General features: G+C 38.2%; 19 protein-coding genes and 1 pseudogene. 10 read left to right on the forward strand and 10 right to left on the reverse strand.

Annotated features, from left to right (window positions below):
• Positions 1-3: 3 nt before the first annotated feature.
• Positions 4-261, reverse strand: a complete 258-nt coding sequence (locus AY601_RS04315; protein WP_068396955.1) for a hypothetical protein — start codon at positions 259-261, stop codon at positions 4-6.
• 130 nt (positions 262-391) lie between these two features.
• On the opposite strand from AY601_RS04315, the gene AY601_RS04320 reads away from it, so the two are divergent.
• Entirely contained in the window at positions 392-1,111 is a 720-nt protein-coding gene (locus AY601_RS04320) for a glycosyltransferase family 2 protein (RefSeq protein WP_068396958.1), read from the forward strand.
• On the opposite strand, the gene AY601_RS04325 is transcribed toward AY601_RS04320, so the two are convergent.
• Positions 1,106-1,753, reverse strand: a complete 648-nt coding sequence (locus tag AY601_RS04325; protein ID WP_084359087.1) for a glycosyltransferase family 2 protein — start codon at positions 1,751-1,753, stop codon at positions 1,106-1,108. The genes AY601_RS04320 and AY601_RS04325 overlap by 6 nt on opposite strands.
• Positions 1,754-1,883: 130 nt before the next feature.
• On the opposite strand from AY601_RS04325, the gene AY601_RS04330 reads away from it, so the two are divergent.
• Positions 1,884-2,594, forward strand: coding sequence for a hypothetical protein (locus tag AY601_RS04330; protein WP_068396964.1), 711 nt, complete (start codon positions 1,884-1,886; stop codon positions 2,592-2,594).
• Positions 2,595-2,612: 18 nt separating this feature from the next.
• Here AY601_RS04330 and AY601_RS04335 read toward each other — a convergent pair whose 3' ends face one another.
• On the reverse strand, positions 2,613-3,335 hold the full coding sequence (locus tag AY601_RS04335; protein ID WP_068396967.1) for a glycosyltransferase family 2 protein: 723 nt from the start codon (positions 3,333-3,335) through the stop codon (positions 2,613-2,615).
• 132 nt (positions 3,336-3,467) lie between these two features.
• On the opposite strand from AY601_RS04335, the gene AY601_RS25865 reads away from it, so the two are divergent.
• Positions 3,468-4,325 carry a glycosyltransferase family 10 domain-containing protein gene (locus tag AY601_RS25865; RefSeq protein ID WP_068396971.1) on the forward strand — a complete coding sequence of 286 codons (858 nt, stop codon included), beginning with the start codon at positions 3,468-3,470 and terminating at the stop codon, positions 4,323-4,325.
• A 304-nt stretch (positions 4,326-4,629) separates the two neighbouring features.
• Complete coding sequence (locus AY601_RS04345) at positions 4,630-5,343, forward strand: glycosyltransferase family 2 protein (protein ID WP_068396976.1); 714 nt, start codon at positions 4,630-4,632, stop codon at positions 5,341-5,343.
• A gap of 8 nt (positions 5,344-5,351) precedes the next feature.
• On the opposite strand, the pseudogene AY601_RS04350 reads toward AY601_RS04345, so the two are convergent.
• Positions 5,352-5,679, reverse strand: a pseudogene (locus AY601_RS04350) (DMT family transporter).
• 43 nt (positions 5,680-5,722) lie between these two features.
• The gene (locus AY601_RS04355; protein ID WP_068396978.1) at positions 5,723-6,361 is read right to left on the reverse strand and encodes a glycosyltransferase family 2 protein; all 639 of its coding nucleotides are present in this window, start codon (positions 6,359-6,361) and stop codon (positions 5,723-5,725) included.
• A gap of 146 nt (positions 6,362-6,507) precedes the next feature.
• Between AY601_RS04355 and AY601_RS04360 the strand changes: the two genes are divergently transcribed.
• The 5 genes from AY601_RS04360 (at position 6,508) to AY601_RS04380 (ending at position 9,463) form a co-directional block, all read left to right on the forward strand.
• Entirely contained in the window at positions 6,508-7,002 is a 495-nt protein-coding gene (locus AY601_RS04360; RefSeq protein ID WP_157287689.1) for a hypothetical protein, read from the forward strand.
• A gap of 37 nt (positions 7,003-7,039) precedes the next feature.
• A complete protein-coding gene (locus AY601_RS04365; RefSeq protein WP_068396984.1) occupies positions 7,040-7,603 on the forward strand; it encodes a hypothetical protein in 564 nt (187 codons plus the stop codon).
• 240 nt (positions 7,604-7,843) lie between these two features.
• On the forward strand, positions 7,844-8,173 hold the full coding sequence (locus AY601_RS04370; RefSeq protein WP_068396988.1) for a SnoaL-like domain-containing protein: 330 nt from the start codon (positions 7,844-7,846) through the stop codon (positions 8,171-8,173).
• Between the two features lie 76 nt (positions 8,174-8,249).
• Positions 8,250-8,441, forward strand: a complete 192-nt coding sequence (locus tag AY601_RS04375) for a cold-shock protein (RefSeq protein ID WP_068396992.1) — start codon at positions 8,250-8,252, stop codon at positions 8,439-8,441.
• Positions 8,442-8,590: 149 nt separating this feature from the next.
• Positions 8,591-9,463: a glycosyltransferase family 10 domain-containing protein gene (locus tag AY601_RS04380; protein ID WP_068396995.1), complete on the forward strand. Its 873-nt coding sequence runs from the start codon at positions 8,591-8,593 to the stop codon at positions 9,461-9,463.
• Positions 9,464-9,499: 36 nt separating this feature from the next.
• On the opposite strand, the gene bioA is transcribed toward AY601_RS04380, so the two are convergent.
• From bioA to AY601_RS04405, 5 genes are read right to left on the reverse strand one after another with little or no spacing between them, the layout of a single operon-like run.
• On the reverse strand, positions 9,500-10,789 hold the full coding sequence (gene bioA / locus AY601_RS04385; protein ID WP_068396998.1) for an adenosylmethionine--8-amino-7-oxononanoate transaminase: 1,290 nt from the start codon (positions 10,787-10,789) through the stop codon (positions 9,500-9,502).
• Entirely contained in the window at positions 10,786-11,784 is a 999-nt protein-coding gene (gene bioB, locus AY601_RS04390) for a biotin synthase BioB (protein WP_068397000.1), read from the reverse strand. The genes bioA and bioB overlap by 4 nt, the downstream gene beginning before the upstream one ends.
• A gap of 11 nt (positions 11,785-11,795) precedes the next feature.
• Complete coding sequence (gene bioD, locus AY601_RS04395; RefSeq protein WP_068397003.1) at positions 11,796-12,428, reverse strand: dethiobiotin synthase; 633 nt, start codon at positions 12,426-12,428, stop codon at positions 11,796-11,798.
• Between the two features lie 5 nt (positions 12,429-12,433).
• Complete coding sequence (locus tag AY601_RS04400; protein WP_068397006.1) at positions 12,434-13,561, reverse strand: aminotransferase class I/II-fold pyridoxal phosphate-dependent enzyme; 1,128 nt, start codon at positions 13,559-13,561, stop codon at positions 12,434-12,436.
• 1 nt (position 13,562) lies between these two features.
• Complete coding sequence (locus tag AY601_RS04405) at positions 13,563-14,168, reverse strand: hypothetical protein (RefSeq protein WP_068397009.1); 606 nt, start codon at positions 14,166-14,168, stop codon at positions 13,563-13,565.
• Positions 14,169-14,235: 67 nt separating this feature from the next.
• On the opposite strand from AY601_RS04405, the gene AY601_RS04410 reads away from it, so the two are divergent.
• Complete coding sequence (locus tag AY601_RS04410; RefSeq protein WP_068397012.1) at positions 14,236-15,720, forward strand: PLP-dependent aminotransferase family protein; 1,485 nt, start codon at positions 14,236-14,238, stop codon at positions 15,718-15,720.
• Positions 15,721-15,932 lie beyond the last annotated feature (212 nt).

Genomic DNA, 15,932 nt, shown 5'->3' on the forward strand with positions numbered 1-15,932 from the left:
ATTTTATGCATTTCTCAGATACACATACTTTTTACTGCCTATAGGCGTTTCCGGTTGTAATTGACCAGTTAAAAGTGCATTTTTAATATATTTATGCATATTAGGAGAAAGAGGTATATCTGGATTAATACCTACACCTGTTGCATAAATTGCACAAATACGATCTCCGCATAAACAAGAATGTTTAACCGTTGCTTTCCAATATCTCTCAACGTCAGTCGGGTCACCACCCGGGATAAAAGCATACCATGATCTAGCCATAATGAATTTTTAATATTTAGCTAAAATTACATGAATCGGTCTGGCAGTTATAGGGTCAAATGTCCCAAAAGTTTAAGCTGTTGCCCGGCATTTTGAATTCTTTGTAACTTGTCGGAAATAGATTTAAATAATGAAAAACAAAGTACAAGTTGATCTCATCATTTTGAGTTATGCACAAACGGATGAATTAAAGAAAGTTACTGTTGACTGTGTCGAATCATTGATGCGGTCTGAAAACCCCGAAGAAATTAAGTTTAATGTGATTGTAATTGAATCAGAAAAATCAATAAAGCCATTTCAATATGAACAGACGAAAACTATTTATCCGAATGATGAATTTGGTTATCATAATTTTATGAATATTGGAATCGAAATGACAGCATCACCCTATATCTGTATCTGTAACAATGACTTGATTTTCCATCCCGGATGGGCAACAGAAATTCTTAAAACCTTTGACAAATTTATTGACCTTTCCAGCGCTTCCCCATTCTGTACCTTACATCATCCTAAAATGGGATTTAAAAAGAATGATGGTCCTAAATTAGGCTATCGCATTCGAAATGAAGTTGCAGGATGGTGCCTTTTTTTTAAGCGTGATTTATTACGTCTGACAGGACAACTAGATAGAAACTACAAATTCTGGTGTGCAGATAATGACTACTCCAATACCCTCTGGGTATTAAAGTTAAACCATATGTTAGTGACTTCCTCTTTTGTGGATCATCTGGAAAATAAAACATTGAATAGTCAGACACCAGAGCGGCAGGAAGAGCTTACTGAAGGAGAATCTATTTATTTTGATAAGAAGTGGAAGTGCAGGACGGGACAAGGCTGGGTTCTATTATGACCCAGTCTTGGCTTTATGCTTAGGGTTTTCAAAATACTTAACAGTGGTATTGCGGGGATGTAAAACAGCTACAAATCCATCAATATAATCATGCGCAAAAATTATTACTCCCGGTTTCGAGATGAAATTATCATCTTCTCCGGTCTGCATTTCTTTGAACGGATTTTCAGCCCAGAAAGCCTTTCTATAGGCCAGGGTTGCTCCACTTAGCCATTGACTTGGATTTGACGGATTATTCCTGTTCATTGCAGTTCCCATCCATAAGGTATCAGTTACGGGCGAAAAAAAATGAATATGTTCAATACCACAGATATCAGCTCCTGATGTTATCAAATAATCATATTGTTTACTAATCCAGTCAGGAGCATAAAAATCATCATCATCCCAGTGCATAATAATTTCTCCATTTGCAAGGTTACATGCATAATTTCGCTTTGCGCCAATAGTTCCTATAGGATCTGTATAAAAATATCTGATCCGGGAATCATCAGGTAATAAAGGAGCAATAGACTCTACTCCATCGTCTACAATAATCAATTCTGAATTGCTATAGTCCTGCTTTAAAAAATGGCTTAACGCAAGAGGGATGTATTTCTGTCTGTTTGCCGTAGGCATAATACAAGATATAAGTGGTTGATTCATGATGCTTTTAATTTGTATGTACCTAATTTAGTTAGGTTTAAGTGGTAGAGGTAGGGTCAAAAGTCCCAAAAGTTTCCTGTACTGTACTTGGATTCTTGTTTTTTGTAACTTGTTGCAAATGAAGAAGAATATGAAGATATATCTAATAAGCTATGGCGATGCCAGGTATGCCAGACAGATAGAGTTTTTTAAAGAAACAGCTTTGGCCTCCTCTTTTTTTGACGAAGTCACTATTTTTAGCCCTGAAGATCTTGAACCCGTATTCAGCAAGCACTTTCAGGAAGTCCTTAATCAACGAAGAGGCGGAGGATATTGGATCTGGAAGCCATATTTAATACAAAGAGTACTAGAATCCCTTGATGACGATGACATTTTAATCTATTGTGATGCTGGCTGCATGATCAATAGTAACGGTAGCAAACGTTTTAAAGAATATATCGGGCTATTAACTCAATCAGCAACTGGTTGTATCAGTTTTGAATTGCCGCATAAGGAAATAGAATATACAAAACAAGAAGTTTTTGATCATTTCAGCCCCCCGGAAAATGTAATCCATTCTAATCAGTTGATGGCTACAGTAATCATGTTAAAAAAATGTCAGCATACTACCCATCTCGTTAATAAATGGTACGCATCCTTATGTGAGAACCCAATGCTATTTACTGACGACAAAAATGAAACCACTCAACACCAGGAATTTATTGACCATCGTCATGATCAAAGCGTATTCAGCATTTTGAGAAAAACTTATCAATCAGAAATTATCCCTGATGAAACCTATTTTCTTGATTTTATCAGAGAAGGCCAGCCTTATCCTATTTGGGCATCCAGGTTGAGATGATAAAGCTGGCATCATAAATCAGGAGGGTAACACCTCCACTTTGACATCCAGAAGACTACGCATCCAATCTGTACTTTCCTGATCGAGCTGTTCACTTTTCTTTAAATAATAAGAAAAATGGAAATAGCTCAAAGCATTGTTTCCGTGGTAAACGTAAAGATAAAGAAAGGCACTGTCTGAAATATAATCAACAAGTTTTCTGGATTCCAAATACTTGATTACTTGTGCATCTTCAGCTACCTTATTATCTGTAAATGGATGTTGTAAAATAATGTCCTTTTTGCATAAAAGGCTCCCACACCATAGATAAGGAAAAGAAAGATATCCCTTCTGAGTCGTCGCATCATATAACATGACACGTGTGAGTATACTAGCCTCACGAAATTGTCCTTTAGTCCGCATGGTGTTGTACTGATGGGCTAGTCTTCTGGCATGGTACCAGTCATCGTCATCCCATAAACAAATATAGTCTCCATTGCAATTGGCAATCGCATGATTTCTTGCTTCTCCTAGTGACTTGTTTCCTTCACGCTCTAGCCGGACAATTCTCAGATCAGATACTTCTAATATGCTATCGATCAGATTTTTCGTTTCCGTATCCTCTTTTGGATAAGAAATAACCAGTTCTCTATTTGGATAATTCTGGGTATCAAAACTAACTATTGCCTTAAGCAATAACCCAGGTCTGTACGCTGTAATACATATACAGGAAATTAGCGGGTGTGATAATTTTATTTTCATGATTTCCTCTCTTTTATCTCACAATTTAAAAAGGATTCACACTTTATGATAGGGCCAAAAGTCCCATAATCTGGCCGTCAACACTATTCAGTCCGCTAATTTTTAACTTAGGAATAAGCAAAATTATAAACGATGAAGATTAGATTTTTTTCCGATTACGAGGTTTCTGAGAACCTGATCACAAGATTCAAAGCAAACTATAAAATCAATGATGTATCATTAACTTTTACAGCCGCCGATGATTACGACTACGCTGTAGTTTTTAACAGGGCCAATGATCCCCTGAAACCCGGAGCTAAAATTATAACAGTAATTCAGGAACCCTCCTGGAGTGAAGCACATCAAAATAAGTTTTTTTTGACCAGCAGTGACTATATCATTGTCCATGACCAGGAGCTATTTGAGAGAATCAACAAGGTGAAATTAGGGGGGAAGATCATTGAATCCCCAACTTATATGTTTTATCATGATCATGTAGACCATTCCTTTTATAATCAGACCTGGCAAATCAAAAAAGAAAAAAAGCTCTCTATGATTGTATCTGGGTTATACTCCAGTAAGGCCAATTACCAGAAAAGGATAGAGGTGTTAATGAATATTCTGGAATCTGATCTGGATATTGATGTTTACGGTCGTGGCCTGAATATACATGATTCAAGATATAAAGGAGATCTGGAATATAAATACACTGGTTTGTTACCTTATGAATATTCTATAGCCATAGAAAACTCTAATGAGAAAAACTACATCACAGAAAAATTTGTAGACTGTGTTTTATGCAACACCACACCTATTTACAATGGAGCACCAAACCTTTCAGAAGTATATGATCAGCGTTATTATAGAACAATAGACCTGGACAGTCCTTATATCGTTCAGGATCTTAGAGAGATCATCGCCCATCCTGCTCCTGGCTCATCCATAAATAAAGATATTTACTTCAATGAATACAACTTATACACCAAATTAAAAGAAATTATATATGGCTAATCACCCGCATATATAGAAGGTGGATTTGTTTTTTGATGAGGCTCAGGTTTTGTACCTACCCAATACAAGAACACACATAGATATACGATTATTGCCAGCAGCAATACAAATAAGATGATTTTGATTAACCTTGACATAGTTTTCTTTTAACCTCAAGATAACTAACAACTACTCAGGTTGAGCGGGTCAAAAGTTCCATAATTACTATAAAAAAGCAATAAACAGGGTCAAATGTCCCTAAATACAAGACTGCGGATAACCTGCTGATTTTGTTTGTAACTTGTCATCACAAATACAGGTACCTATGAAAAGCAAGACCGAAATTGACGTTATTATTTTAAGCTTCGCACAAAACGAGGAATTGAAACTAATCACCCAGCATTGCATCAATTCTTTGATGGCCTCAGAAGATCAGGAAATTATCAAATTTAACGTAGTTGTGATGGAATCACAGCAAGAAATGAAACCCTTTCAATACAAAAATACGACTACCATATATCCTGAAGAAGCGTTTGGTTACCATAGATATATGAATATCGGAGTTGATATAACTTCCTCCAAATACGTTTGCCTCTGTAACAACGATTTGCATTTCCACCCAGGCTGGGCTACTGAAATATTAAAATCATTCCATAAATACTATGACCTGTCTAGTGCATCCCCATTCTGTTCTTTTCATCATCCAAAAATGGGATTTGAGCAGGATAATGGAATTTACCCTGGCTACCGTAGCAGATATGAAGTTGCAGGGTGGTGTCTCTTTTTAAAACGTGACATTTTCAGACTTACTGGAAAACTGGATGAAAATTATCAATTCTGGTGTGCTGATAATGATTATGCCAATACACTGGCTGCATTAAAACTCAGACATGCACTGATTTCATCTTCCATAGTGGATCATCTGGATAGTTGTACGTTAGATCAGCAGGCAGAAGAAGCCGCAATTGCTGCCAGCGAATTCTTCTACCTGGAGAAAAAATGGAACCACAGAAAAATGGCAGGCTGGACCTGTGTATAATTCCGGGCTTAGTGTCCGGAATTTTTTGAGAATAAATTAATTACAATCACACCGATGATAATGAGCACAATGCCAATAACAGCGGGCATATCTGGCTTTTGCTTATAAAAAATGGCTCCCAGTGCCGTAACCAAAATTATACCCACACCAAACCGCATAGGCAATTCCAAGATCTATTTTTCTTAAAGTCAGGCTGAGAAAATAAAAAGCAATAGCATAACCAAAAATCACAATAACAGAGGGCCATAGTCTGGTAAACTCCGCTGATGCCTTTAAAGCGGTAGTTGCTATAATCTCTGAAATGATAGCGAGGAATAAGAATAAATATGTTTTCATAAGTAGGTAGTTGTGCAATTATCCTGAATATATTCAGGATTGGTTAGTGGTTCTTTTTGTGATTGCGGTTTTCGAATGATTTAATTGTTGTATTATCAGGATGCAGCATAGCTATAAACCCATCAATATAATCGTGTGCAAATACCTTAGCTCCGGGAGTTTGAACAAAGCCCTCATCTTCACCTTTTTGTAAATCCTTAAAAGGATGCTGTTCCCAAAAAGATTTTCGGTAAACCATCGTGGCCCCTGCAAGAAAAGGCTTTGAATTTGGATTATTTCTATTCTCTGCATCACCCTGCCAAAATGCCTGCATGATCGCAGAATAATGGTGGATATGTTTGATTCCGCAAATGTCTGCCCCGGAGCTCAGCAGAAAATTGACCTGCTGGCTAATCCAGTCATACGCATACCAATCATCATCATCCCAATGCACAATGATCTCACCCTTTGCCTTTTCACAAGCATAATTGCGTTTTGCTCCAATTGTACCCAGTGGAGGGGTGTAAAAATACTGGATGTTAGGAATCTCCGGTAATAAAGGAGCAATAGACTCCTTGCCATCATCAATAATAACTAATTCAGCATGGTGATAATCCTGTTGTAAAAAATAATCTACAGCAAAAGGAATGTATTTATGCCTGTTGGCAGTCGGCATAATACAGCTAACTAAAGGTTGTTTCATAATGATCTATTTGACCTCAATTTAAAAACGATTGACACTGCTTTGCAGGGTCAAAAGTCCCAAAAAATCAATCACCTGATTACGCTTTCGATTTCTTTGTAACTTGGAACTGACCGTGAATCCAACACTAAATTTAACAGCAGTTTATGAGTAGTATGACATCCTTTTTAGCCTATGCAGAAGCCAGAAACCGTGTTTTAAAACCTATTGATGGAATAATTATGTATCCTTTTGAAGAAACTGCCATTCCCCAGTACGTCTATTTTATGCCCAAAGGATTGGCTGAAGGAGAATGCCTGAGTGACTTTTTCAAGCAGCAGTTTCTTCACCTTCCTGAGCTGTTTTATGTATTGTATTTTAATCCCATCCGGTGGATACTTCCTGATCTCGCAGAACGTATTCACGCGCTGCAATGCATCCCCGTAGGTTATGGCAAAGACCGGAAACTCTTTCAGTTAAGCTATGGAAGAATCACCTTCGATGTTACACCAGTAAGCGAAGAACCGGACTTTGAAGAGCAGACCGTATTCAGGGTACCGCTATACATTGCTGAAACGAATTTCTTTGTCAATGTAGTGGAATTGCCCAACAACATGGGAACGCCTAAATTATTCGAAAAGATAGACTTTACCTGGCAATAGCACCTTAAAGTATCAAATAACCCATTCAATCAATCAGATGAAACTAATAGAAAAAATTGACCGGCATGAAGTCCTCAGAAGATGGGCAATAGGAGAGGTGTATTCAGAATTCTTTAATCCACTTTATGAATCAGGAAGAGAAGAGACTATGAAAATGCTCTTTTCGGGCAATCGCTATCTCGAACGCGAGGGGATAGACGTAGTTTTGGAGTTTAAACAGAGCTTAGTAGACTCGATTTCGTTATATGTTAAATGGTATAAAGCAATACTGGAAATTAACAGATCAGATCTGGATATGGTTTACACGTTGCAGCTGCCTGGCTGGGAACGGAATACAGATGGATCTTATCTGGTTGCAGATGCAGCTAAAAACATTAATGAAATGCCATTTCTGGATCCCCGGGTTACCGGTATCTACAATGCGTTGAAAGATAGAGAAGTTAAACTACAAGGAATTACTCTTTTGGCCGTAGATAAGATCGGGCCATATGTAGCAGTAGAAGGAACAGGAAGACTAACCAGTATTTACATGGCGCAACAACTGAATAGCCTGGATTTGATTAAGGACAATCAGGTGGAAATCGCTTTAGGACTATATTAATGGGATACATCAACAGATTTAATTGCGGAAGATACTATAAATACCGCCATTACCATAAAAGTTTAGGCGCAAAATATAATTTAAAAAATTATTGCATAAAGCTATATCGATTATTCAGAAAAACTAAAACAAATTAGCTTTTTTGTTTGCTATCTATTTGATAATCTAATGTTTATATGTTTGTTTGATGGTTCGTATTTCTTTTGTGCTTTCAGCTATTTAATCAATTATTAATCAATAATGAATACTCAGGAAGTTGCGGATAAATTCATTCAATTTTGGCGTGAAGGTAGAAATGATGACGCTATTAAAGCGTTCTATTCAAACGAAATTATTCACCAAACCCCGGGCTTTCTGTATGCCAGGAAGATGGAACAAACCAGTGCCGCAGAGATTTCTGAACTATTGGTGGTTGGAGAATATTTTTGTTTGAGATTAAAAATGGATATAATCCTTAAAGATATTGGCAGGAGCACTTTAAATGAGTCGTGGGTATTCGAAGTAAAAGAAGGTAAAACTGTGTATGAGCGCTTTTTTAACTATAACACTACAGCCGTTTTAGCTTGCTGAGAAAAATATTATTCGTTTTTTTAATGGTATATGAAAATATATAACTACATTTGTGAATATTTATAATAATAATACAATGCAAGAAGGAGTAGTAAAATTTTTTAATGAAACTAAAGGTTTCGGATTTATCGTACCAGCAAATGGCGACAGTGAAATCTTTGTTCATTCAACAGGCCTTATGGCTAGCATCCGTGAGAACGATAAAGTTACTTATGATGTAGAAGAAGGCCGTAAAGGTCTTAACGCAATTAATGTTCAGTTAGTTTAAGTTTATTAACTATATAATTGACCTGGACCGGTCCGATTCATCGGACCGGTTTTTTTATGCCCGATGGGGTCATATGTCCCAAAATAAGCAGATACTATGCACTGCTTTTCTCATTCTTTATCTTAGTTATCTATAAAAAACAGATACCTATGACGAAGATCAAATTTCTCTCCAATTATGACGATTCAGAGAGTCTATTAAAAAGATTTAAAGCAAATTATCTTATTTACGACAATGATTTAGACTTTACCATTGCGAACGATTACGATTATGCTGTGGTATTCAATCGTACTGATGAACCCATTATTCCGAGAGCTAAGGTGATTACTGTCATTCAGGAACCATCGTTTAGTAAGGCACATGAATATATAGACTTTCTCTTGCACAGTGACTATGTGCTCGTGCATGATCCTGAATTATTTGAGAAAACACATAAGCTTCACATAGGTGGTGATGTGATCACATCACCTTCTTACATGTTTTATCATGATCTCGTACCTTATCAGTTTTTTGACGCAGCTATAGTTATTAAAAAAGAGAAAAAATTATCCATGATCGTCTCTTATTTAAACAAACCAGTAGGGATTTACAATAAACGCATTGGTCTTCTGAACAAGATCCTGGATTCGGATCTGGATATCGATATCTATGGAAAGCGGCTGGAAATTGAAGACCGGAGATTTAGAGGTTGGCTGGAACACAAGTTTACCGGTTTACTTCCTTATGAATATTCTATTGCAATCGAAAACTCAAACGAGTGGAATTACGTGACTGAAAAATTTGTGGATTGTGCTTTATGCCGTACAATTCCTATTTATAATGGTGCGCCAAACATTGCTGATATTTACGACGAGCGTTATTTCAGAACAATAGATCTCGATAGTCCTGATATTATAGGAGATATTAAGAAAATAATTAAAGAACCTGCTCCACTATCAACAAGAAATAAAGATATTTATTTTAATCACTATAATCTTTATACAAAACTAAAGGAGATTATCCTGGAGAAACGTTATGGATAAAAAACAGGTGGGGCCTCCAAAAAGCCCCACCTGCGTTTAATAAATTTCCAGTGCTCCCTCAATCTCTCCATAAATGCGGTCAAGATCCTGATCACTGATACAATAAGGCGGTAAAACGTAAATTACGTTTCCCAGCGGACGCATTAAAATCCCCTTATTCAAAAAGTAATCATATAATAAATTCCTTAAGTCATCAAAATAAGAAGTGCCGGTCTCCGTACGCCATTCAATGGCCAGAATTGTTCCTGTTTGTCTTGCTGATTCTACCCGCATATGCTTCCTTATCTTTTGAATAAAGCCAGCATGTTTGCGGCAAATCCGGTCTATATGCTGTTGAGTTTCTTCCATTAGCAATAAATCAATGCTCGCTGAAGCTGCTACACAAGCCAGTGGGTTCGCTGTAAAAGAATGGCCATGGAACAAAGTCTTCATCTTATCTTTAGATAGAAAGGCATTATAAATCTCTTCCGAACAAGTAGTTACTCCCAAAGGCATTGTTCCTCCCGTTAAACCTTTAGAAAAACACATCACATCAGGTTCTTCCACCAAATGATTTGCAGCAAAATGTTTTCCTGTGCGCCCAAACCCGGTAAAAACCTCGTCTTGTATCATTAATACTTTTTCCGATCTGCAATGTCTCATTAACTCATCCAATTCGGCAGCCCCGTACATTAACATTCCCGCAGAACCTTGAACCAAAGGTTCGTAAATAAAACACGCCAGCTGATCACTTATCGCAGAGATCTGTTTCTTCAGCTCAGGTAAATTTTCTGCTGTTGGAAGATCAATGTAAAACACTTCAAATAAATAAGCATCGAATGGAGCTGTCCATGCGCTGCGGCCGCTAACCGACATCGCGCCAAAAGTATCCCCATGATATCCATTATGAAAAGCCATTACCTTGATTTTCGGTTTATCCTGATTGTGCCAGTATTGCATGCACATTTTTAAAGCTACCTCTACAGATGTAGACCCGTTATCTGTATAAAATACTTTCTCCTGATTTTGAGGCAGGAGACCTAAAAGCTTTTCAGCAAGTTCAACCGCAGGCTCATGAGTGAAGCCTGCAAAAATCACCTGGTCAAGTTTTTTGATTTGTGCCGATACCCGGTCTGCGATATAAGGATGGGAGTGGCCATGGAGAATTACCCACCATGAAGATATCGCATCTATATAGCATTTACCCTCCTCATCAAATAAATAACTGCCTTCAGCACGTACAATTGCTGTAGGGATGATGGCATTTAACATTTGGGTATAAGGATGCCAGATAACCTTTAGGTCTCTTTCAGTTAAACTTAAAGTATCTTCTTCTATTAAGTTCATAATGATGGTATTGTGTTTGTTATTTTTTCTTTTTGCATAGGCTTTAGGCCTAACAGCTCAAACATTTTACGGTCATCATCTAACCTTGGATTTGGTGTAACCAGCAACTCTTCACTTTCACTTGTGAAGATAGAATTGGCTCCAGCCATGAAACACCAGGACTGTTCTTCTGTTGTCATTTCTGCGCGCCCGGCACTTAACCTGACCATAGATTTTGGCATCAGGATCCTTGCTGTAGCAATCATTCTGACCATTTCCCAAGAATCAACTTTTGGTAAGTCAGCTAAAGGCGTGCCCTTTACCCTTGCCAATGCATTTACCGGAACGGACTCAGGATGTTGTGCCAGTGTTGATAAAGTGTGGAGCATATTGATCCGGTCTGCATGCGTTTCCCCCAACCCGATGATTCCACCAGAACACACAGAAATTCCTGCTTTTCTGACATTGTTCAAGGTGGATAACCGGTCGTCATAGGTACGCGTATTGATAATTTCCTGATAGTAATCTTTAGAAGTGTCCAGGTTATGATTATAAGCATATAATCCGGCCTCTTGTAACCTTGCAGCTTGTGTTTCAGTGATCATACCGAGTGTGCAACAAACCTCTAAACCAATCTCATTTACACCCTGTACCATTTCAAGGATATTTTCAAAATCCCGGTTGTCACGTACTTCTCGCCATGCTGCGGCCATACAAAATCGAGAAGAGCCAGAATCCTTAGCTCTTTGTGCAATCGCCACTACGTCATCTTTTGACATTAATGCTTTTACGGTAATTCCTGTATGATAACGGGCAGCTTGCCCGCAATAAGAACAATCCTCAGGACATCCCCCTGTTTTTACAGACAACAAAGTGCAAACTTGTACTTCACTTGCCTTATGCCACTGGCGATGCACCGTTGCAGCCTGATAAATAAGTTCCAGCAGCGGCTGATGATAAATGTTTTCGATTTCCTGGATAGACCAGTCATTGCGTATAGTCGTATTACTGTTCATGCTCAATAAATTTAATTGATAATTGGAATTGGATTAAACTGAAAAGGTGCATTTGCAATCGAATCTCTGTTGATTGTTGTGAATTCAGGTAATTTACTCCATGTACTGTTTTTTGGCAGATGATGGAGCAGGACATTCAGGGTGTCAAAATCGAAATCCCCATTGAGCACCAGATGTTTCAATGGAATATTTTTACTTGTTAATGCATGGATGCTTAATAGGGTATGATTAATACAGCCCAGGTAATTTCTCACTACCAGTATGGCTTCTGCCCCTAAAAGCCGGATCAGGTCAATCATCAGAAACCGATTAGAGAGTGGGACAAATAATCCTCCTGCGCCTTCGATCAATAACTGATTGTCTGTTTCGGGAAGATGAAAATCCTGGACGCGTATTTCAATTCCTTCACTTTTTGCAGCGCGATGTGGTGATGCAGCCATCTCGAATTGAAAAGTCTCAGGATGAAAAACACTTTTGGTGTTGCTAATCAGTTGTTTTACTTTGTTAGTGTCCGTGTTGTCCAAATCTCCGGCTTGTACTGGTTTCCAGTAATCAGCTTTCAATTGTTCAGTAATTACGGCAGAAACAATGGTTTTTCCGACTTCGGTACCAATGCCAGTGATGAATAAAGGCTTCTTGTCCATATAATTTATTGGCTCTGTTGTTTGATATGATGGCATAATTCAAGTATCTCATTGTCGGTATTGTGGGTATGTATACAAATCCGCAGCCTTTCACTTCCTTTTGGAACAGTTGGGCCTAAAATTGGGCGCACGTCAAAACCTTTACTTTGTAATAGATGACTGAACTGGATGACTTTTGTATTGCCAGAAATAACCAGGCAATTTATTGCTCCTATATTATTGCTGCATTTTATTTGATGCTGGAGCGGTAAATTAGCCCTCAGGAGCGAAGATTTGTAGCGTAAGGTAATTTGTAGTTCAGGATGTCTTAAAAGATGCCTGTAGGCAGTTTGTATCGCTAAAAGATTGGAAAAGGGTAGGGCAGTAGTATAAATAAAGGGACGCGCGAAGTTAATGAGGTAATCTCTCAGTAAATCAGTGCCTAATATAATTGAGCCATGTAAGCCTAGCGCTTTTCCAAACGTAACCAGGCGCGCAAATACCTGCTGCTGTATTCCCAGAGAATCGACTAATCCAGTTCCGGTCACACCAAAAGCATGTGCTTCATCAACGATTAAATATGCCTGATACTTTGCACACAAAGCGGCAATCCCAATTAGATCAGCACTATCTCCATCCATTGAATAGATGCTTTCAACCGCAACATAACAAGCCCCAGTACTTCTTTTTAGCTTCTTTTCCAGGTCTTCCAGATTATTATGGCTGAACTTGAACCGTGCAGCAAAACTCAATCTTGCGCCATCAATCACAGAAGCATGAATGAACTCATCATAAAGAATGGTATCACCTTTCTGCGGCAGACAGGAAAACAGGGCTGAATTCGCAGTATAACCAGAATTAAAGATCAATCCACTTTCACTCTGGTGATAACTTGCAATCTCTTCTTCAAGCGCTTCCGTGAAAGCAGAATTTCCACTAAGTAACCTTGAACCTGTTGCGCCATTTGATGCGTTTGGATGCTTTTTTAAAGCTTTGTCAATTGCCTGACGCAGCTCTGCTGAGTGTGAAAAACCTAAATAATCATTTGAACTAAAATCATATAAGTTGTTCTCTGTCTTTAAACTACGGAAAGTAGAGTCAGTCTTTCTTAACCTTAATTTATCGAGCATCATTTCATCAGCGCCACGTATCATTTTATACAGCTTTAGCTAAGTCATTGATCCAATTTTGATATAAAGTGGCTTCTATAGTAGTTATCTTTTCTGCATGACTCTCCCAAGTTGTGGAGAATTTTTTGAGTTGTACAGTCATTTCTTCCAGATGACCTTGCTCTTCGAGGATGATAGAACGTACACTCACTTTGCTCTTATGCTGCGCAAGTACGGCTTGATAAATCGGGTAAATCAGATCTGCACGTACCTCAATCGCATAGGTTACCAATAAATAAGCTGCAAATTTTAAGGCTGAACCAGTTAACTGCAGGTTATCCCTTAAATAGCGGCTGGTCATCAGGTCCAGTTTATTCAGGTAATACTTGCTGCTATAAGGTGCTAGCAGGTAGTCCGGTTCATAAGTAGGACAGGCGGCTGCATTTAGTCTGGCTATTTGTTTCTTCAGATAGAAGGCATGCCGGTGTTCTTCTGCTGCATGTTTTAAAACCATATAGGTTGATGTTTCCGGTCTTTCGTTCGCTGATATCTTCCTGGCCCCGATATTCTCCTGTAAAGAGAGTGTATTCAGGAAGCGTGCGTGTAGGTGATCATTACTGACTATATGTTGAAGAAGCTCTTCTAGTTCCATTGATTTCATTAGTTTATGCCAAAAGTATTACCTTGCCGGATAGTTAATAGGTACCAGTTTTAAGTTTATGAGTAGTCCGGTTCAAATTTCTTTTCCAAGTGTTATCCGTATAGATCGGTTATTAGACCGTCCTGTATACCTTCAAATTGCCCATCAAATGATCAATGCAATACAAAGAGGGGTGCTTTTAGCTGGAGTTCAGTTGCCTGGAACGCGCAGCCTTGCAGAAGACCTGAAAGTTCACAGAAAAACCATTATTGCAGCATATGATGAGCTGGATGCTCAGGGATGGACTGAAATAAGGCCTAATAAAGGCACTTTTGTAAGGAACAAAGGGCCGCAGGAAAATATTGCCCTGCAACCTTACGATGAAAAATTTCTGACCAGTTATCCCGCAGAAACCGGGTATCGTTTCAAACAAAGCATTTTGCTTGATGTATTAACTGTTAGTTCCACAGCAGGACTGGAATTTAACGATGGTCTGCCAGATATCAGGCTGCTTCCGCTGGACAGACTATCTAAGGTTTATGGTGGAATCCTGAAGAGTAAAACCAACTATAAACATTTTGGTTATTCACACGTAGAAGGAAATGAATATTTTAGAGAAACCCTGGCGTCTTATCTGAACAATACCAGAGGACTACATATTAATAAAAATAATATACTGACTACCAGGGGGATTCATATGAGTATTTATATGGCATCCAGTATGCTGATAGAACCTGGAGACCTGGTTATCGTTGGTGATTTGAGTTATTATCTCGCCAATATGTGTTTTCAGCAGTGTGGAGGCAAAATTATTTCTGTTCCAGTAGATGCAGATGGAATATCTGTAAATGCGATCCGTGAGTTGTGCAAAACGAAAAAAATAAGGATGTTATATCTTACGCCACATCATCATTATCCAACCACAGTTACCTTAAGTGCGGAGCGCAGGGTAGAGTTGTTGCAACTTGCCCTCACTTATGGTTTTATCATTCTTGAAGATGACTATGACTACGACTTCCATTACAATGGTAATTCAGTACTTCCATTAGCAAGTGCAGACACGAATGGGATGGTCGTTTATATCGGCTCATTTTGCAAATCACTCGCACCTGGTTTCCGTTCCGGATATTTAATTGCTCCTGAAAATCTAATCCGGGAAATGGCGAAATTCCGAAGGCTCGTAGACCGGCAAGGGGATATGTTAATGGAGCAGGCTTTGGCCGAATTACTAGAAGAAAAAGAGATTCAGCGCCACCTTAAAAAGGCGGTGAAAATCTATCAGGAACGCCGGGATACTTTTGTGGATTTACTACAGAAACAGCTCGGTGAAGAGCTAAGTTTTTCTTCTCCACCCGGTGGACTATCGGTCTGGACAAAATGGAATCCTCAGCTTAATCTGATGCGGATCAGTAAAAATTGTTTGAAGAGAAATCTACATCTTCCTCAGGAATTATTGTACCAGACAGATAGCTTTACGGCGATGAGATTAGGTTTTGGAAATTTAACGGTAAGTGAACTTGAAGAGGCTGTTGAAATCTTAACAAAGGCTGTTAGAGAAAGTTAAAAATAATAATAATTTAAGTTATCATTTGATAATTTGATTTTTATAATCAATTGTTATTCAGATATATTTTTTAATTTATATAGTTTTTTAGTTTATTTAATATGATAGGTTTCCTTATTGGTTTTTATCTGACCTGCTAGTGAAACTGCGGCCGGTGAAATTAGTAAAGTAACTAAAATTAAGCTCAATTTTGCTATCGAAAACTGGAGTGA

It is taken from the genome of Pedobacter cryoconitis (assembly GCF_001590605.1).
Classification (GTDB): domain Bacteria; phylum Bacteroidota; class Bacteroidia; order Sphingobacteriales; family Sphingobacteriaceae; genus Pedobacter; species Pedobacter cryoconitis_A.